Source organism: Streptomyces sp. V3I8 (assembly GCF_030817535.1).
GTDB lineage: Bacteria > Actinomycetota > Actinomycetes > Streptomycetales > Streptomycetaceae > Streptomyces.
In genome coordinates this window covers 4,147,965-4,162,989 of record NZ_JAUSZL010000002.1, presented here as the reverse complement: position 1 = coordinate 4,162,989, position 15,025 = coordinate 4,147,965, and the positions used below count along the sequence as shown (strand labels likewise).

24 protein-coding genes are annotated in these 15,025 nt (G+C 71.2%); all 24 read right to left on the bottom strand.

Translation table 11 applies throughout. The features are described 5' to 3' along the window. Positions 1-521: 521 nt before the first annotated feature. The 24 genes from QFZ75_RS18360 to QFZ75_RS18245 all read right to left on the bottom strand — a co-directional run bounded on the left by QFZ75_RS18360 (position 522) and on the right by QFZ75_RS18245 (position 15,021). On the bottom strand, positions 522-731 hold the full coding sequence (locus QFZ75_RS18360) for a hypothetical protein (protein WP_307538286.1): 210 nt from the start codon (positions 729-731) through the stop codon (positions 522-524). 115 nt (positions 732-846) lie between these two features. Further along, complete coding sequence (locus QFZ75_RS18355) at positions 847-1,047, bottom strand: hypothetical protein (RefSeq protein WP_307538284.1); 201 nt, start codon at positions 1,045-1,047, stop codon at positions 847-849. A gap of 16 nt (positions 1,048-1,063) precedes the next feature. Next, on the bottom strand, positions 1,064-1,276 hold the full coding sequence (locus tag QFZ75_RS18350) for a hypothetical protein (protein ID WP_307538283.1): 213 nt from the start codon (positions 1,274-1,276) through the stop codon (positions 1,064-1,066). A 161-nt stretch (positions 1,277-1,437) separates the two neighbouring features. Further along, complete coding sequence (locus QFZ75_RS18345; RefSeq protein WP_307538281.1) at positions 1,438-3,546, bottom strand: FtsK/SpoIIIE domain-containing protein; 2,109 nt, start codon at positions 3,544-3,546, stop codon at positions 1,438-1,440. A gap of 86 nt (positions 3,547-3,632) precedes the next feature. Then, positions 3,633-4,058 carry an NUDIX hydrolase gene (locus QFZ75_RS18340; RefSeq protein WP_307538279.1) on the bottom strand — a complete coding sequence of 142 codons (426 nt, stop codon included), beginning with the start codon at positions 4,056-4,058 and terminating at the stop codon, positions 3,633-3,635. A gap of 20 nt (positions 4,059-4,078) precedes the next feature. Beyond that, complete coding sequence (locus tag QFZ75_RS18335) at positions 4,079-4,267, bottom strand: DUF6257 family protein (protein WP_307538277.1); 189 nt, start codon at positions 4,265-4,267, stop codon at positions 4,079-4,081. Between the two features lie 3 nt (positions 4,268-4,270). Continuing rightward, complete coding sequence (locus tag QFZ75_RS18330) at positions 4,271-4,513, bottom strand: hypothetical protein (protein WP_307538275.1); 243 nt, start codon at positions 4,511-4,513, stop codon at positions 4,271-4,273. A gap of 12 nt (positions 4,514-4,525) precedes the next feature. Then, on the bottom strand, positions 4,526-4,687 hold the full coding sequence (locus tag QFZ75_RS18325; RefSeq protein WP_307538273.1) for a pRL2-8: 162 nt from the start codon (positions 4,685-4,687) through the stop codon (positions 4,526-4,528). A 22-nt stretch (positions 4,688-4,709) separates the two neighbouring features. After that, positions 4,710-4,907: a hypothetical protein gene (locus QFZ75_RS18320; RefSeq protein ID WP_307538271.1), complete on the bottom strand. Its 198-nt coding sequence runs from the start codon at positions 4,905-4,907 to the stop codon at positions 4,710-4,712. 84 nt (positions 4,908-4,991) lie between these two features. Further along, positions 4,992-5,378 carry an RNase adapter RapZ gene (locus QFZ75_RS18315; protein ID WP_307538269.1) on the bottom strand — a complete coding sequence of 129 codons (387 nt, stop codon included), beginning with the start codon at positions 5,376-5,378 and terminating at the stop codon, positions 4,992-4,994. A gap of 3 nt (positions 5,379-5,381) precedes the next feature. Continuing rightward, entirely contained in the window at positions 5,382-5,705 is a 324-nt protein-coding gene (locus tag QFZ75_RS18310) for a hypothetical protein (protein ID WP_307538267.1), read from the bottom strand. Next, entirely contained in the window at positions 5,702-5,878 is a 177-nt protein-coding gene (locus tag QFZ75_RS18305) for a hypothetical protein (RefSeq protein ID WP_307538265.1), read from the bottom strand. The genes QFZ75_RS18310 and QFZ75_RS18305 overlap by 4 nt, the downstream gene beginning before the upstream one ends. Continuing rightward, entirely contained in the window at positions 5,875-6,762 is an 888-nt protein-coding gene (locus QFZ75_RS18300) for a helix-turn-helix domain-containing protein (RefSeq protein WP_307538263.1), read from the bottom strand. Before QFZ75_RS18300 ends, QFZ75_RS18305 begins: the two co-directional genes overlap by 4 nt. Continuing rightward, positions 6,759-7,103: a hypothetical protein gene (locus QFZ75_RS18295; RefSeq protein ID WP_307538261.1), complete on the bottom strand. Its 345-nt coding sequence runs from the start codon at positions 7,101-7,103 to the stop codon at positions 6,759-6,761. Before QFZ75_RS18295 ends, QFZ75_RS18300 begins: the two co-directional genes overlap by 4 nt. Further along, positions 7,103-7,252 (bottom strand): hypothetical protein, encoded by a 150-nt coding sequence (locus tag QFZ75_RS18290; RefSeq protein ID WP_307538260.1) that lies wholly within the window; start codon positions 7,250-7,252, stop codon positions 7,103-7,105. Before QFZ75_RS18290 ends, QFZ75_RS18295 begins: the two co-directional genes overlap by 1 nt. 371 nt (positions 7,253-7,623) lie before the next feature. Beyond that, positions 7,624-8,247: a hypothetical protein gene (locus tag QFZ75_RS18285; RefSeq protein ID WP_307538258.1), complete on the bottom strand. Its 624-nt coding sequence runs from the start codon at positions 8,245-8,247 to the stop codon at positions 7,624-7,626. After that, positions 8,244-8,489, bottom strand: a complete 246-nt coding sequence (locus QFZ75_RS18280) for a hypothetical protein (protein WP_307538256.1) — start codon at positions 8,487-8,489, stop codon at positions 8,244-8,246. The genes QFZ75_RS18285 and QFZ75_RS18280 overlap by 4 nt, the downstream gene beginning before the upstream one ends. Further along, entirely contained in the window at positions 8,486-8,836 is a 351-nt protein-coding gene (locus QFZ75_RS18275; RefSeq protein WP_307538255.1) for a hypothetical protein, read from the bottom strand. Before QFZ75_RS18275 ends, QFZ75_RS18280 begins: the two co-directional genes overlap by 4 nt. Then, positions 8,833-9,030, bottom strand: a complete 198-nt coding sequence (locus QFZ75_RS18270; protein WP_307538254.1) for a hypothetical protein — start codon at positions 9,028-9,030, stop codon at positions 8,833-8,835. Before QFZ75_RS18270 ends, QFZ75_RS18275 begins: the two co-directional genes overlap by 4 nt. Before the next feature lie 63 nt (positions 9,031-9,093). After that, positions 9,094-9,618: a hypothetical protein gene (locus QFZ75_RS18265; RefSeq protein ID WP_307538251.1), complete on the bottom strand. Its 525-nt coding sequence runs from the start codon at positions 9,616-9,618 to the stop codon at positions 9,094-9,096. Between the two features lie 58 nt (positions 9,619-9,676). Next, positions 9,677-11,296 carry a DEAD/DEAH box helicase gene (locus QFZ75_RS18260; RefSeq protein ID WP_307538249.1) on the bottom strand — a complete coding sequence of 540 codons (1,620 nt, stop codon included), beginning with the start codon at positions 11,294-11,296 and terminating at the stop codon, positions 9,677-9,679. Positions 11,297-11,654: 358 nt separating this feature from the next. Next, on the bottom strand, positions 11,655-14,312 hold the full coding sequence (locus tag QFZ75_RS18255) for a bifunctional DNA primase/polymerase (RefSeq protein WP_307538247.1): 2,658 nt from the start codon (positions 14,310-14,312) through the stop codon (positions 11,655-11,657). Further along, positions 14,309-14,542 carry a hypothetical protein gene (locus QFZ75_RS18250; protein ID WP_307538245.1) on the bottom strand — a complete coding sequence of 78 codons (234 nt, stop codon included), beginning with the start codon at positions 14,540-14,542 and terminating at the stop codon, positions 14,309-14,311. The genes QFZ75_RS18255 and QFZ75_RS18250 overlap by 4 nt, the downstream gene beginning before the upstream one ends. Further along, complete coding sequence (locus QFZ75_RS18245; protein WP_307538243.1) at positions 14,539-15,021, bottom strand: hypothetical protein; 483 nt, start codon at positions 15,019-15,021, stop codon at positions 14,539-14,541. The genes QFZ75_RS18250 and QFZ75_RS18245 overlap by 4 nt, the downstream gene beginning before the upstream one ends. Positions 15,022-15,025: the final 4 nt, after the last annotated feature.

The window sequence follows — 15,025 nt, the reverse complement described above, 5'->3', positions numbered from 1 at the left end:
GGTCCGAGACCGTCACGGTGGTTGACCTCCGTAGCCCTGGGACGCAGCAGTGCGGCCATGGCCTCGCACTCATCGCACTCGCAGTACGGATGCGCACGCAGGTACTCAGCACGCGTGCGCACCCAGCGTGCGTTGTAGCCCTTGGACGCTGCTGTAGGGCGTGCACGCTGCCCCCTGGCCTGGCATGCCGTGCAGCGTCCTGCAGGGGTGAGCTGGGGGCATCCGGGCGTGGGGCAGACCTGCAGCGCCTTACGCGCTGCCATGGATGTGCAGGGTTGCGACGAGCCTGGCCAACGAGGTCGGTATCGGGCCCTCGGTGTGGCCGCAACTGCATGTCAGCTGGCACAGCCCGGTTTTCCCCCAGCAGGCCCAACCGTCTTTCGGGGGGAGTGGGCGGAGCTCAGCTGTGACCCGCACGTCGTGAACGGTGTGCGCGAGCATGACGCCCTCCTTCTGCGGTGGAGATCTTGCACGGCGGCGCCCCGGGGTTCAGGTCGCCGGAGCGCCGCTGTGAGTCTGGGTCAGATCCGGTGGATGTCGAAGCGCAGCGCGACCCGCGACAGCCGTGCGTGCTCGCGGACTGCGGAGGGGATCAGGACGGGCTTCGGTCCGCAGGTCGCTGCGACGCAGGTGCTGTGTCCCTCGCTGACGAGGTGGACGTGGGCGCCTTCGCGGGCGAGCAGGTGGGCGGCTTCGGCGGCGCTCCGGGGCGCCTCGGTCGTGGCGGGCATGGGCGCCTCCGGGTACGACAAAGGCCCCGCTGGTGGGCGGGGCCTCGGGTGTCTGTGGTGCCGGTGTGCGGGCACAGATGTACGCGCAGATCGTCACACAGTCGCTGACCTGCGGTCAAGCAGCGGCGCGCTGCTGGCGCCTGACGACGAGGGCGATGACGTCGGCGGCGGGGAAGTACGGGTGGCGCTCGGTGCCGCTGCTGCGCTTCAGCTGGCCGCGGTAGACGAGGTTGCGGAGGGCGCCGGCGCTGACGCCGAGGGCCTCGCGTGTCTGCAGGGCGGTCAGCTGGCCGGGGCGGATGAACTGTGGCTCCATGCCCCCATGATGCCGCTCACCGAGCCCCAGCCTCGTGCGTGCGTCGCCACGCGTTGTGGGCTCGCCGGCCGAGGCGTAGCCGGAGCCGCTTGCCGCGGCAGCGCGGGCACGTGCGCTCCTTGCGGAAGCGGGTGATCTCGCCTGTGCCCTTGCACCTGCGGCACGGCCCGAACGGCCGGATCAGGCACAGCACGGCGTAGTACACGAGCGCGGCGAGCAGGCCGGTCATAGCGAGCAGCATGGGGCGTCTTCCCTCGTGTAGCGGCTGTTTCGGGTGTTCTGGGGGCGCCCCTGCTAGACGCTAGGTGCCTGCTCAGGGGCCTGATGTGCTGCTAGCGGGCCTGCTAGACCTAGCGGATGGGGGTGCTAGGTCTAGCGGCCCTGCGAGGGCTATGCGGCGGCCCTGTCGGCGTCCCTGCGGGCGATGGCGGCGGCGATGTCGGCGCGCTTGATGCCGCGCCGGTTCTTGCCCTCGCCGTCGTCGGTGGTGCCCCAGACCTGGCCGGCCTTGACGCCCCACGGCTTGAGCGCGGCCGTCACGTTCTCGGCCGTCCATCCCTCGTAGACGTCGGGGCGCAGCTCGGCGAGGCGGGCGGCCACGCGCTCGTTCCACACCTGCTCCTCGTCGGCGCCGACGTTCTTGAGGATGTCGCCGAGCAGGTCCATGCCGGCGGTGGCGGAGGGGCCTTCGCCGAGGGCGTGTCCGGTGATGTTGCCGTACTCCTCGCGCATCTTGCGGGCCCGGACGACGACCTGCTCGGCGCCGGTGGCGTCGATGAACGCGGAGGAGACGATGCGCGGGTCGTCGCCCTCGCCGGACATCCAGCAGATGCCGCGGTCGGAGCGGCTGAACATGGTGGCCTTGATGCCGGACTTGTAGGCGCCGGTGCCGAGGACCATGTCGTTGGCCTGGTGGTTCATCACCTTCAGGCAGAAGCGGAGCACGGCGTTCGCGGAGATGCCGGGCGGCAGGGACTTGGCGTCGGGGCGCTGGGTGGCGAACAGGCCGACGATGCCCAGCGCCGGGCCGCGCTTGGTGATGTCGGTGCAGATGGACTCCAGCTCGGCCCCGTACTTCTCGTCCTCGAACGGGACCTGGCACTCGTCCAGGCCGACGACGATGGGGTGCAGGCCGTACCGCTTGTCGCTGGCCAGGGCGGGCGTGACTTTCGACTCGGGGCAGACCGAGCGGGGCAGGGACCGGATGACCTTTGCGCGGCGGCGCAGTTCCTCTTTGATCTCGCGCAGGGCGTGCAGGACGTACTGGATGTCCTCGGGCTCATCTCCAGCCCGGTAGCGGTGGCAGACCGGTTCGAGGGCGCCGAGGTCGCCGGTGCCCTTGAAGTCGAAGGCGTACAGCTCGGCGCGCGGGTCGAGGGCGGCGATGAGCAGGAACAGCCTGAGCAGGAACGTCTTGCCCATGCGGGGGATGGAGCCGATGACGATGGCGGCGAACATCAGGGTCACGGCCATGGCGCCCATGCGGTAGTCGTTGCCGAACACGACGGGCTTGAAGAGGTCGACCTGCCCGTCCTTCAGCAGTGGCCACGGGGGCTTGGTGGTCTCGTTCATCGGCCGGTCGCCCACCCACAGGATGAGGCGGCCCTCGTGTCCGTCGGCGCTCTCGGTGTCGCCGGAGGGCCAGACGCAGCCCAGCTTGCGGCGCAGCCCGGAAGCCAGGGCCTCGCGCTTCTCGACGACGTCGTCCGGGGTGACGCCGAGGGGGAGGTCGAGTTCCGCGCGGTAGCCGGGCCCGTCACGGCAGATTTCGGAGGTGAAGCCCATGCCGTGGGCGGACTTGTTCCCGAAGTCCTTCACGGCGGCCGAGATTTTGGCGTTGCCGATGGCGTCGAGGGCGCGCAGCACGATGGTGCCGGTGAGTTTCTGCAGCTCAGTGCGTACTACGGCCGGGCCGATGACCGGGGCGTCGGGCTGCTGGCCCGCGTAGCCGAGGGTCAGGACGCCGCCGGCGGCGAAGACGTAGAGGAGTTCGGGGGCCATGACGTACAGGAAGAGGGCGAAGCCGAGGCCGAAGACGGCGGCGATGACGGTGACGAAGCCGCGCAGGCGGACGCGTCCGCCGCGCAGGCGGGCCAGGCGCATGTACTCATCGACGTCGTCCTGGCGGACGGTGAAGTCGCGCAGGGGTGCGGCTTCGCGGTCCCAGATCCACCGGTTCGTGGACGTGATCAGGCGGGCGGTGCCGCGCGGCGCCATGAGGGTGAGCTGCATGCCGTACCAGGGGAGGCGCAGGCCGTGGTAGGCGGTGGCGTACCCGGCGTGCCCGGCCGCGCGTTCGACGGTGGCGAACAGGTCGCGCTTCGAGCGCATCCAGGGGGCGATGATCGGGCGGCGCTTCTCGGCCGTGATGCCGGGGCCGGGCAGGGTCGGGTTGTCGACGGGGACGCTCAGGACGGCGGTGGCGTCCTGAGCGTCCTGGGATACGTCCCGCGCGTCCTGCGGGGCGTCCTGTAGCGGCTTGATCAGGCTGTCGGTCATGCTGGCCTTCCGGTCGTTCTGTTGGGCGGTCCGGGGCCCGGGGACGGCGACTTGCTTGGCGGTAGGACGCCGTCCCCGCGGCGGATCTACTCGCCGGTCGCGGTGTCCGCGAGGGCGGCGATGATGTCGGCGTGGTCAAACGCGAGCGGCGGCAGGCCACTCAGGGGCCACCACTGGGCACGGGTCGCGTCGTCTCCGGCTTCGACGGTCGTTCCGGGGAGGACGGTCAGGTGGTAGGCGACGGTGACGTACCTGCCGCGCGGGTCGCGGTCGGGCCGGTCGAACGTGCCGATCTGGTCCAGCTCTTCCGGCGCCGCGTACACGCCAGCCTCTTCGGCGAGCTCACGGGCCGCAGCGGCGCGACTGGTCTCACCGGGGTCGACATGCCCGCCGGGCAGCGCCCACCGGCCCGCGAACGGGTCCCAGCCGCGTTCGATCAGCAGGACGTGGCCGTCGGTCGTGGTGACGACGACGTCGGCGGTGTAGCGGATGGTCTCGAAGGTCTCGGTCATCTGGGTCTCCTCGGTCACTGCTACTTGCTGTTCTTGCGGCGGGCGGCCTGCTTCTCGATGCGGGCCATGCGCTTCTTGACGTCGTCGAGGACGCGTCCTGTGCCGTCGTCGGCGAGGCCGCGCTTGGCCATGAGGGCGACCAGGCCGGCCATGCGGACCTTCTCACCGGCGGTGAAGTCGCTGAACTGCACGTCGCTGTCCTTCGCCATGGGTCAGGCCTCCGGGGTGCCGTCAGGCAGGACGGCGACGATGGCGCTGTAGCTGCGGGAGACGTCGGCCCACAGGGCGCCGGCCGCGGCGAGCGCGGCGGCCTTCGCCTGCTTGTCGGGGTTGCGGGCCGCTCGCTCCGCGTGCTCGGCGAGCTGGGCGGCCCGGCTGGCGGCGTCCCAGGCGAGGCCGACGTACTGCTGCTGCGTCGTCGGGTCGCTGCCGGTCTCGGGGTCGATCTGTTCCATGGCGGGTTCCTCCTACTGGACGATCAGGTGGTCGGGGTGGCCGTTGTTCATGTGGTCGATGCACTCCTTGCAGCCCTCACGGGATCCGCGCTGCCGCCGGTGAATCGACCGGTCGTAGGCGTGACGCCAGCACTGACGACACTCGTTCCGCGGCGGGTTGTCGGCCTTCGGCATGACGGGCTCCTCTCGGGTGGGGTCAGCGCGGGAGATGCTGGTCGAGGGCGCGGAGGGCCCGCTCGTCGTCGATGGTGTAGGCCAACTCGTCGAGGGCCTCGTCGATGGCCTCGCCGCGGGAGGCGATGTACTCGGGCCCGGCGGATCCTGCGGCCAACTGGTCCTGGCGCAGGGCGCTGATCTGGCCCTGCAGGCGTTCCATCTTTTCCTGGTTGTCCATGACGGGTTCCTCCTGGTCGTGGGCCGGGCTGTCCGGCCCCACCGCACCCCCACGGACCGAGCCCGCAGGGGACGGAAGGGCAGGTCAGCGCTGCACGACGGGCTTGCCGAGGTCGCGGTGCCGGATGGTGACGCTGTGACCGGCTTCGATAAATCGGGCAGCGAGTTCGCGGGCGAACGTGGGCGCCCGGTGCCGGCCGCCCGCGCATCCCGAGGCGACGGTGACGATGCCGGCGGACGGTCCGGCTGCGAACGCGGCGACCGAGAGGGCGACGGCGTCCAGCAGTTGCCGGATTCCGGGCGTGGCCAGGACAGCGGCCCGTACCGGTTCGTCGTCGGCGGTCATGTATCGCAGTTCCGGGGAGACGTGCGGGTCTCGGAAGTGGTGCCGCAGGTCGACCGTCAGGTGCGCGGTGGGCGGGTCGTCGTGCAGGTAGCCGAAGGAGATGATTTCGACGGTGGCGGTTTCCACAGGTCAGCGGCCTTTCTTGATGTCTCGCCACATGGAGCGCAGGACGATGGCGAGGATCGCGACGGACATGCCGCCGATGGCGATCGCGATGGACGCGAAGGCGATGCCGACCCCGCCGATGCAGACGGCGCAGGACAGGCCGATCCACTCGCCCGCACTGCGCCCGGAGCGGCGGCCGTGGTCGTGCTGGCACGGAGCCGGGGGCGCGGGAGTCTGCTGCTGTACGGCCTGCTGGGTGGCGAGGACGGCGGCCACGATGCGCAGGACGTCGGTGTCTGCGGCGGCCTCCCGTGCCGCGTCCTCGGCCTTGTCGAGGGCGTCGCTCATCGCGTCCACCTCCGGACGGTGCGGGTGATGCGCGGCCAGGCCAGGACGCCTGCGGCGAAGGCGAGGACGGGGGGCTGCGAGGCGGCCAGCGTGGTGGCGGCCAAGGCGATGTCGAACAGCGGCGGGACCGCGACCAGCAGCGCGAGGATGAGGCCGAAGAGGATGCGCATCATGCGGGCACCCCCACCTGAAACTTGGGCAGCTCGTCGCGGTGGAAGAGGTTGCGTCCGGCCGCGTCCTTGGAATGGACGGGGATGCGGTCCAGGGCTACCCAGTTGCGGACGGTGGACGGCTTGATGCCGTAGTGATCGGCGACCTGGGCGGACGTCATGAGGGGCGGGGCGGGCGGCGGTCCGTCGTCGGCGTCCTCGTCGTCCTGGCCCGTCCCGGGCGGGAGTTCGCGCGTCCTGTCGGCGTCCTGTCGCTCCTCGCGTTCGAGGGTCACGACGGGTACCGGGCGGGCCGTCATCGGCAGTAGCCGGACCCCGGGCGGGACGACGGCCGGGCGCGGCAGGACGGCCGGGACGGTCGAGGACGGTTGCGCGTCCTCGGCGTCCGGGGCGTCCTCGGGTGCGTCCTGGCCGTCCGGCGGTGAGGCGGCCAGGTGCAGGAGGTGGCCGACCACGGCGGGCGGCACGAGGCTGGTGACCGCGATCAGCAGCGGCTGATCGGCGACCACGTGCCCGGTGGTGATCAGGTGGGAGACGACCTGCGCGGCCATGGCGAGACCGAGGGCGAGGCAGGCGCCGATGATGGCGGACCAGCGTCCGCGGTCGCCGGGCCGGCGGGTGGAGGCGACGGCGGCGGCGATGCCCGCGTAGGCGGACAGGACGACCGGCATGCCGTAGGTGAAGGGGTCGTTCCATCCGGCGGTCTCGGCGAGGTGGTATTCGCCGGGGGCGCACATGAGGAGGGCGACGCCGAGGACGACGGGGCGTCCGCCGGCGGTGAGGCCGCGGACCCACAGCGGGGCGGCGGCGCGGCGGCCGACGGCGGGGGCGGGGGCGGGGCGGAAGGGGCGGGCCAGCCAGGCGGCGGTGCGGCGGGTGCGGCTCACTGGTCCTCACCTGCCGTGGCTGCGTCGGGCAGGGTGACGGCCTCGGACCAGGTCTTGCCCTCGTCTAGCGCAACGTGGGCCTGCTCGGTGGTGACGTATCCGGTGACGGGATGCGCGGCGAGTCGCTCGCGCAGGTATGCGGCGTCCCAGGCCAGACCAAGTGAGGGCCCGTCCTTGCCGAGGACGGACCGCAGGGCGATCCGGACGTGCGCGGCCCGCTTGCTGAGGAGCAGGTCGTGCGCCTCGGCGCCGCCGGTGGTCGCCGGATACGGGAGGTCGATTGCTTCGAGGACCGCGTTGAGCAAGTCGCGGACGGGCTCGGGGAGCGGCTGGTTACCCATCAGTGGCCACCGCCCCGCTGGCGGCGGGCTTCGGCGTCGGTGTAGTCGGCATTGGCGCGCTCGATGAGCTGCACGGCGGTCGCGTTGGCGTCGTCGGCGACGGGGGTGATCTGTGCCGGCGGGGGCGCGCTAGGGTTCGGCTGGGTCATGAGGAGCTTCCATCTCTCTCGTGATCAAGTGGTGCCCCGGCGGCCGGTAGGGTCGGCTTGCCGGGGTTGCCCGCTTTCCGGGCCTATTCGGTTGTCTTCGGGGTCCGGCCTGGGCGTAGGGTGCCCGTGCCGTACCGGAGGATGGATCTTCTTACTGCGCTGGAGTCGATGCCGAGGTCCTCGGCGACTGCCTCTCTGGTTCCCAGCTCGCGCACTCCGTCTTCGAGCGCTGCCGCTCGCCTCCGGGCACTGCCTGAGATCAGGTTCAGCAGCCGCTCTTGCTCTCGGTCCTCGGCCACAACTCGTTCGCGCCAATCAGGTGTTGGCACGTCCACCACCTTAGCGTGACACTAGTGTCACGGGCAAGTGGGTCATGCCGACTGCTCCGGCTGGAAGTGGTGCAGCAAAAGGATTTCCTGCTGTGTCCGGTACGCCGTCCCACACCAGCGGCACCGCAGTTCCTCGCCAGGAAGACGGGACAGGACCGCCCCGCACACGCCGCCCTCGCTGTCGGTGGCCGCGATGCACGTGCCGATCCGCTGCCGCCTCGGCACCGGGTCGCCGACGATGGACCGGGCCTGCTTCTCCAGCTCCCGGACCTCCCGCGCCAAGTCGCCGACGGCCGGGTAGTGCTCGGTGGTCCACTCCATCTCCATGACCAGCCACCGGCAGTCTGCGGCGAGCCGGGCCGGCGGCGGCTCCCCGTGGTCGGGCCAGCGCTCCCGCTGGACGTCCACGCGCCACAGGTGGATCACCTCGGCGGCGCGGACCCCGTTCACGGTGTCGAGCACGTCCTCGTCGAGCGGGCTGCGGGGGCCGGCCGCGCCCTTGGTCGCGATGATGTCGCCCCACCCGGAGCGCCGAGGCACGAGGCACTCGGCGACCTCGGCGTACAGGGTGGGCAGCTGCTCCAGCCGTTCGGCCAGGGCGCGAGCGCAGCCGGGGCACAGGTAGCCGTGTTCCAGCTGGCGCTCGCACAGTCCGCACGTGGTCACTTGTCGCTCTGTTCCTTCGGCTCGGCGAGGGCTGCGCGCAGTTCGACGGCGGCGCCGCCGTGCGTACGGAAGATGGCCCACCGGCGGGCGAGCCGGTCGGCGCGCTGGACGGCGGCCTCGGCGGCGAGGGCGCGCTTCTTCCAGTCGTCGCCGCGGCGCCACCCGCGGGTCGCGTTGTCGTACAGCGCGTCGAGGTCGTCGTCCGTGATGGTGCTGGCGGTGTGCCGCCGCGGCCCGGTCATACAGACCTCCGCTGGGTCTTGCAGGTGCTGGCGTGCTGGAGACCGCAGCTCGGCCACCAGAGGTCACAGCACGCGTCCTGGTGCAGGTTGGCCAGGGTGGCGCGCATGCCCCGTGTGGCGACCTGGCCGTGGAGGCGTGCAGCTCGCTCGGCGCGGACGGCTTCGGCGCGTCGTTCGTCGGCGGCGATGTACTCGCGGACGGCGGCGGTGACGAGCAGGACGGTGACCGTGCCGAGGCCAGCCGCGTATTCGGGGGCGTGGTTCTCGGCGCTGGCGGCGGCGCAGTAGGTGGTGAGTCCGGAGCCGAGCAGGTACGCCCAGCACAGGATGCACGCGGTTCGGGTCATGCGCTGACCTCCATGTCGGGCAGGGGCTTGCCTTCGTCGAGCTGTCGGTTCAGCTCGCGCAGGCGCAGGAAGGCTTTGCTGTCGCGAGTGCTCAGGCGCTTGCGGGTGATGGCGGACAGGCGGTACCAGCAGCCGCGGCACAGGTACTGGCCACGCTGGCGGGTCCGTCCGCAGCGGCAGGGTGTGACGTGCATGGGTTCCTCCGTGGTGGGCGGCCGGGCCCGGGGCCCGCAGGTCGACTGCGGGCCCCGGCGTGGTCAGGCGCAGATGACGCACCGGTGGTCGGCGATCTCGCTGTCGTGGCAGCGGCCGACGCAGCCGCGGCAGTACGGGGACTCGCCGTACCGGGCCCGCCCGGCGAAGCGTCGGTCGGCCGGGTCGAAGGGCTGCTTGCACTTGCCGCACGGCGCGGCCGGTCCCTCGGCGGCCGGGGCCTCTCCGCGGGTCGGCCACCATGCCTCGTGCTTCTCCTGCCGGCACAGGGCGCACAGGGTGTCGTGGTAGGTCGCGCTCCCGCACTCGCCGCATGCTGACGATGTCCGCTCCGGCGGGGCGCCGCCCTGCATGACGGTCACGCAGGCCGCGCACAGCCCCTCGGGCAGTCCGGCGTCCGGCCCGGTCTCGACGAGGGTTTCGGGGACGACGGCCATGCCCTCGCAGGCCGTCAGGGCGAGGACGCCGGGGGCCGCGGGCGAGAAGAAGACCGGGGTGGGGAAGATGTGGCGCGCGTCCGGGGCGGCGTCGGCGTACGGGCTGTGCGGGTTGGGTTCGATCTTGGTCATGTGGTCCTCCGTGGTGTGATGGGTGGAGGGCCGGGCCTGGTAGCAACAGGCCCGGCCGTCATGCAGCGGCGGGAAGGATCAGTTGGCCGAGCACGCGGCCCACGCGGTCCTGGTCGATCAGGTCGGCGACCTCGCCCGACGTGCTGCCGCGCGGCACCTTGATGCCGAGCCGGCGGCACAGACCCACCTGCTTGGCGCTGGCCGCACCGCGGCGCCACGAGGCCTCGCGTGCGACGAACGCCCCGGGAGCGAGCACCTTGGCCTGCTGCTCCAACCAGGCCAGTGCCTCCGGGAGCGGGCGGGCGATGTCGTCCTTCGGCGGGTGCACACCGTCCGACTGCGAGTACCGGCGCATCCGGTACATCCGGGTCCCGGGGTCCCGGACCAGGAACAGGAACATCGAGCCGGTGAGACGGATGAACCACGTACCGTCTTCGGTCCGCAGCCACCGGATCGCGGACTGGCCGAACAGGTTGATCTCCTCGGTGGTCACCCGAGCGGCGAGCGCGCGCCGCTTCTCGCTGGCGACGTGCTCCTCGGCGACCTGCCGGAGCGACTTGCCCTCCTCCGCCTCGCCCACCTCGCGCTCGGTCAGGTCGACCATCGAGGCGAGCTTGTGCCGGGACGCGGCGCCCATCACGTCGAGCAGCAGCGCGTCCCGCTTGCCGGGCGCCGGACGCAGGCCGCGGCCGACCATCTGCACGTACAGGCCGGGGCTCTTGGTCGGCCGGGCGACCACGATGCAGCTGGTGTGCGGGGCGTCGAACCCCTCGGTGAGCACCATGCAGTTGGTGAGCACCTGCACGTCACCGGACGCGTACCGGGCGAGGGTCGAGCGGCGCTCGTCCTTGCCCATGGCGCCCCAGACCGGGGCCGCCGTGATGCCGACCGCGGTGAGCGCGGCGGCGGCGGACTGGGCGGTCGCCACGGTCGGGGTGAAGACGACCCCGGCTCGGTCCGCCGCCAGCTCGGCATACGCCTTGGCGATCGCGTCGATGGCGCCGGAGTCCTCAAGTTCCTTGCCGAGCTGGCCATCGACCAGGTCGCCGCCGCGGGTCTTCACTCGGTTCAGGTCCAACGTGTCGACCGTGATCGACTTCCCACGGACGTCGCACAGGTATCCGTCGGAGATCATGTCGAGGATGTCGAGCCGCATCACGACGTCCTGCCAGACCTCGGCCAGGCCGCCGTCGGTCCTCGTCATCGTCGCGGTGAAGCCGGCCACCGGCACGCCGTCCCAGGCACCGAAGTGCTTGAGCACCTCCATGTAGGTACGGGCGGCGGCGTGGTGGCACTCGTCCACGATGATCAGGCCGATGTCCTTGATCGCCTCGCGGCGCCGGGCTACCGCCAGGGTCTGGACGCTGGCCACGATCACGTCCGCTTCGGCGTGGTCGTCGCGCTGAGCCTTGACGATGCCGACCCGCAGCATCGGGTCCACGGCGAGCAGCTTGGAAGCGGCCTGCTCGATCAACTCTTCCCTGTGGGCGATGACGAGGACGCGGCGGTGGCCGAGGCCTTCGAGCATCTGGTGAGCCAGGTGGGAGAAGACGACGGTCTTACCGGCGCCGGTCGGGAGAACGACGGCCACGCGGTTCTGACCGGCGGCCCATCCCTTGCGGAGCGCCTCGATGGCGTCGAGCTGGTACGGGCGGGGTGTGAAGGCGGTCGTGGTCATGGTCACCTCGTTTCGTTTGCTGGGTCTTTGCGGGGACTGCGGGGACTCCGGGGAGTCGCTGCGGGGAGTCGGGAGGGCCTCTCCATCCGGTCTGATCAGGGGTTTTGCGGGGATGCGGGGACTTGCGGGGACTTGAGAAAGCCCTTGATGACGGAGAGCTTCAGAACTGATCCGTGACGACCGGCGGAATGTGCGATACGCGATGCATGTGGGACGCGTGCGCCATACAGGGGAGCGGTGCAAGTCCCCGCAAGTCCCCGCGTCCCCGCGTCCGTGCAGGCCGGGCCGGGTGCGGAGGCCGGTCGGAGTCCCCGCACAGGTCCCCGCAGAGTCCCCGCACTCCCCGCAGAACGGCCGGTCACGATTCGTGCCTTCCGGCGCCGCGGTCGGCATGGACCTCGACGCGCCACAGGTTTTGCTTCCGGTGGCTGTCGACGACCATCACGACCTTGTGCGTGCCGAAGTAGCGGCCCTGCCGAGCCTTCAGCCAGATGCCCAGCTGGTTCGCGCTCGGCGGGTCGTCGCCCTTGCGAGGTACGTGGAGGGGCAAGCCCTTGATGAGAGCGCCTGTGGCCAGGGGTTCCGAGCCGTAGGTCTCGCGCCACATCTCCAGGAAGAGGGCCCATTCCTGCAGCTCGTCGTCCTGGTCGCGGGCCTCCTCACGGTCGGCATTCCAGCCTTCGACCCCGAGGAAGTGGAGAAGGCCGGCGATGAGGCTGGCCCAGTGGCTGTAGTCGCCTTTACGGACGCGGACTTGGGGCGCCCCCGCGGCGATCCAGGCCCGCACCAACGTCACCAGGGCAGCGACCAGAGTTGAGGCGTGCTGGCGCAGCCACGGGCGGAGGTCGCCGACGGTGAAGTTGTCGCGCTGGTCGGGATCCGGGCAGTCGGGATCCAGGCGGACCCAGAAGACGCGGCGCCGGTTGTCGCCGCCGGTGCGCAGCGCGTTGCCGGTGACGATCCACAGCCTGTCGTTGGGCATCGTGACCTTGGATGTGGATCCGAGGACGCGGTCCCCCCACACCTCGGAGGTCAGCAGTGCGGACAGGACCGGGCTCTTGATGACGTATCCGTTGGGCAGGTTGTCGAGGACGACGACGGGCTGGCCTGTGCCGTACAGCTGGGTGGTGATGCTCTTGCGCAGCTCGGTGTCGTTCTCGGGCCAGGCCGTGTCAGCGATGCCGTAGCAGTATCGAAAGATGTCCTTGAGCAGGCTCTTTCCGGACCCTGCGGCGGTCGCGGTGAGCACGAACATCGGAGTCGCGCCGTGGAAGTAGGGGCGGAGAATCGGGGTCAGCAGGGCGCCGAGGAAGTGCGCGCGGTCGCTCGGGCCGACCCACGGGAAGTCCTTCAGCACCTGGTCCAGGACGATGGCCTTCGCCCGGTCGAGGCTGTCGCGGGTCACCTGCGGAGCGAGGCGGCGCAGCGGCACGCGTGGTTCGAGGTACAGGCCCGTGGCGCGGTCGTAGCCGAGGGCGTCGAGCAGAGACCCGTCCGGACGGACCACGGGCGAGGTGACGATGCCGCGCAGGATCGGCAGCGGCCACGTCTTCCGACCCAGGATCGTCGAGCAGCTCTTGGGCATGAGCAGCTCCCGCTCTTCCTCCAGCTGCTCGGTGAGCGGGTTCCGCTTCAGCGTGAAGCTGGACACGTGGTCGGCGAGGTAGGCGCGGAGGTTGTCGGCGCCGAGCTGCTGGACGATCGGGTCGTCGTTGTCGTCGCGGTAGACCCAGCAGGGGCCGCCGGACCGGGTGTACAGGTCGGGCAGACGGCCGTCCTTCATGAGCTGCAGGACGCCGTCGATGCCGTCGGCCTCGTTGGTGATGTCCAGCTCGGGGCGGGAAGAGACGGAGCGCAGCTGCGGCCCGCCCTCGAACCCCTCCTGTGTATCGGGGGCGTGCTCGGCGTCGAGCGCCGATGAGCCGTCGGCGAAGTGCTGCGCGGGGACGGAGGACAGACGCCGCCGAGGAGACTCGGTGCCGTACCCGCGACCGCGCAGTTCGGCAGCGGCGCGCTTGAAATGCTCCGCGCCGGTGCCGCCCTGCGTGAGGTGGGTGTACGCAGCGAACTTGTCGTAGGGCGTCTCGGACTCGAACGTCGTCGAGGTGGTGAAGACGTACAGGCGGTCGCGGTCCGCAGCGTGGCCGGTCGTCGCCGAAAACCCCTGGCTCTTCCCCTTGCGGCGCCAGTACGTGGTGCTACCGCGCGTGAAGATCGGATCGAACTCGTCGCCGATGATCTGCGGCCAATCCGTGCGGGCCTCGAAGTCGTCACCCGGCCGGACGCCGCCCTCGGGAAGCTCACGCTTCGGACGCGGCGCGGTCTTCGCCTTCTCCTCGCGGGGCATCGCGTCGACCATCTGGCAGACGGCGTGCACCGCTTCGAGCGTGTCCGCGTCGAGGGTCGGGATGCTGCCGGGCCCGCCGGCCAGGCGGACGTACGGACGCCCGGAGGCGTGGACCGGGCCGTCGGACGGCTCGACCAGCCCGTAGCCGCCCTCACCGCGCGTCTCGATGAGGACTCGCACGATCTTCGAGTTGGGTTTCTCGGCGACGCGCTGCCGTTCTTCCGCGGTGTACTCGTCCTCACGGGCGAGACGACTGGCCAGCTTCTTGTTGCCGGCGACGCCGTCCTCGACACGGACCCGGTAGTGCACGCCGCCGGAAGGGGACTGGCTCGACCACCCGGTGGTGATGCTCTGCCACACCTCGCCGAGGCCGGAGCCCTCCATGATCTCGGTGACCTCGTCGAGGACGCCGTCACGAACGGCGAGGCCCTCGAACTCCAGCATCTCGACGTTCCCCGAGACACCGCCGTAGACCACGGCGATGCCGCGCGGGCGGTCGCCGTCGAACCAGTCGTCGTGCTCTTCGGGGGTGCTGCGGGTGACCTTGTACCGGAGCCAGGACACGGCGGGCTTCTTGCTGCCGTCGGCCTTGATGGGCAGGACGCACAGGCCTGCTTCGTGCAGGTCGCGGGCGGCTGCCCGGAGATCGGTGGTCTGCGCGTCGGTCAAGGCTTCTCCCCGTAGTGGTGCCGGGCGAGGTGCTCGGTCTTGATGGCGCGGACGAACTCCAGGACGGCGTCCGGCCCGAAGGCCGGTCCTTCGCGGCGCTGGGGGCAGTCGGGGCGGTAGCACTCGTAGCGAGCGCGGACCTTGTCCGTGTCGACGATCAGCAGGCCGTCGATCTGCTGGGGGACCGTGCGGTCCGGGGTGTCCCGGGCGCGCACGGCGGGGCTGGTCATCGGCCCGCCGTCGAGGTGCGGGCGTGCCAGGCGCCGACGGTCTCGACGTGGCCGTCCCTGAGGGACGCCTGGAAGTCGGCCGCGCGCTGCAGCTCTTCCGCGCGGAGAGCGACCTCTTCGCGGAGCTGGAGAAGCGCGGTGGTGGGCCGCTGGCCCTGCGGGATGATGGCCATCCCGTCCCCGCCGGCAGTCCAGATGACGGCCGCCCTGGGCAGCTGCTCCTCGTCGGTGGCCCTCGACTCGTGCAGGGTGATGTGGTGCTGGGCGGCGAACTGCCGGAGCGACTCGCGACCCAGGACGTGCAGCACCCAGTCGAAGATGGTCTCCGGCGCTCCGGTGATCCTGATCAGGTCCCCGATGGCGGTGAGGCACTCGGCGACGTCGGCCTCGGCGAGCAGCGTGCTCGCCTCGATGGCGGCCAGTGCGCGGGCGACCTCGGGCTTGGTGGACGGCGCGGCGGCCGTGGGAAGCTCAGCCATGAGC

Coding starts and splice junctions, on each gene's coding strand:
- QFZ75_RS18360 (WP_307538286.1), bottom strand. CDS start 731: ATGCCCGCCACGACCGAGGCGCCCCGGAGCGCCGCCGAAGCCGCCCAC.
- QFZ75_RS18355 (WP_307538284.1), bottom strand. CDS start 1,047: ATGGAGCCACAGTTCATCCGCCCCGGCCAGCTGACCGCCCTGCAGACA.
- QFZ75_RS18350 (WP_307538283.1), bottom strand. CDS start 1,276: ATGACCGGCCTGCTCGCCGCGCTCGTGTACTACGCCGTGCTGTGCCTG.
- QFZ75_RS18345 (WP_307538281.1), bottom strand. CDS start 3,546: ATGACCGACAGCCTGATCAAGCCGCTACAGGACGCCCCGCAGGACGCG.
- QFZ75_RS18340 (WP_307538279.1), bottom strand. CDS start 4,058: ATGACCGAGACCTTCGAGACCATCCGCTACACCGCCGACGTCGTCGTC.
- QFZ75_RS18335 (WP_307538277.1), bottom strand. CDS start 4,267: ATGGCGAAGGACAGCGACGTGCAGTTCAGCGACTTCACCGCCGGTGAG.
- QFZ75_RS18330 (WP_307538275.1), bottom strand. CDS start 4,513: ATGGAACAGATCGACCCCGAGACCGGCAGCGACCCGACGACGCAGCAG.
- QFZ75_RS18325 (WP_307538273.1), bottom strand. CDS start 4,687: ATGCCGAAGGCCGACAACCCGCCGCGGAACGAGTGTCGTCAGTGCTGG.
- QFZ75_RS18320 (WP_307538271.1), bottom strand. CDS start 4,907: ATGGACAACCAGGAAAAGATGGAACGCCTGCAGGGCCAGATCAGCGCC.
- QFZ75_RS18310 (WP_307538267.1), bottom strand. CDS start 5,705: ATGAGCGACGCCCTCGACAAGGCCGAGGACGCGGCACGGGAGGCCGCC.
- QFZ75_RS18305 (WP_307538265.1), bottom strand. CDS start 5,878: ATGATGCGCATCCTCTTCGGCCTCATCCTCGCGCTGCTGGTCGCGGTC.
- QFZ75_RS18295 (WP_307538261.1), bottom strand. CDS start 7,103: ATGGGTAACCAGCCGCTCCCCGAGCCCGTCCGCGACTTGCTCAACGCG.
- QFZ75_RS18290 (WP_307538260.1), bottom strand. CDS start 7,252: ATGACCCAGCCGAACCCTAGCGCGCCCCCGCCGGCACAGATCACCCCC.
- QFZ75_RS18280 (WP_307538256.1), bottom strand. CDS start 8,489: ATGACCGGGCCGCGGCGGCACACCGCCAGCACCATCACGGACGACGAC.
- QFZ75_RS18275 (WP_307538255.1), bottom strand. CDS start 8,836: ATGACCCGAACCGCGTGCATCCTGTGCTGGGCGTACCTGCTCGGCTCC.
- QFZ75_RS18270 (WP_307538254.1), bottom strand. CDS start 9,030: ATGCACGTCACACCCTGCCGCTGCGGACGGACCCGCCAGCGTGGCCAG.
- QFZ75_RS18265 (WP_307538251.1), bottom strand. CDS start 9,618: ATGACCAAGATCGAACCCAACCCGCACAGCCCGTACGCCGACGCCGCC.
- QFZ75_RS18260 (WP_307538249.1), bottom strand. CDS start 11,296: ATGACCACGACCGCCTTCACACCCCGCCCGTACCAGCTCGACGCCATC.
- QFZ75_RS18250 (WP_307538245.1), bottom strand. CDS start 14,542: ATGACCAGCCCCGCCGTGCGCGCCCGGGACACCCCGGACCGCACGGTC.
- QFZ75_RS18245 (WP_307538243.1), bottom strand. CDS start 15,021: ATGGCTGAGCTTCCCACGGCCGCCGCGCCGTCCACCAAGCCCGAGGTC.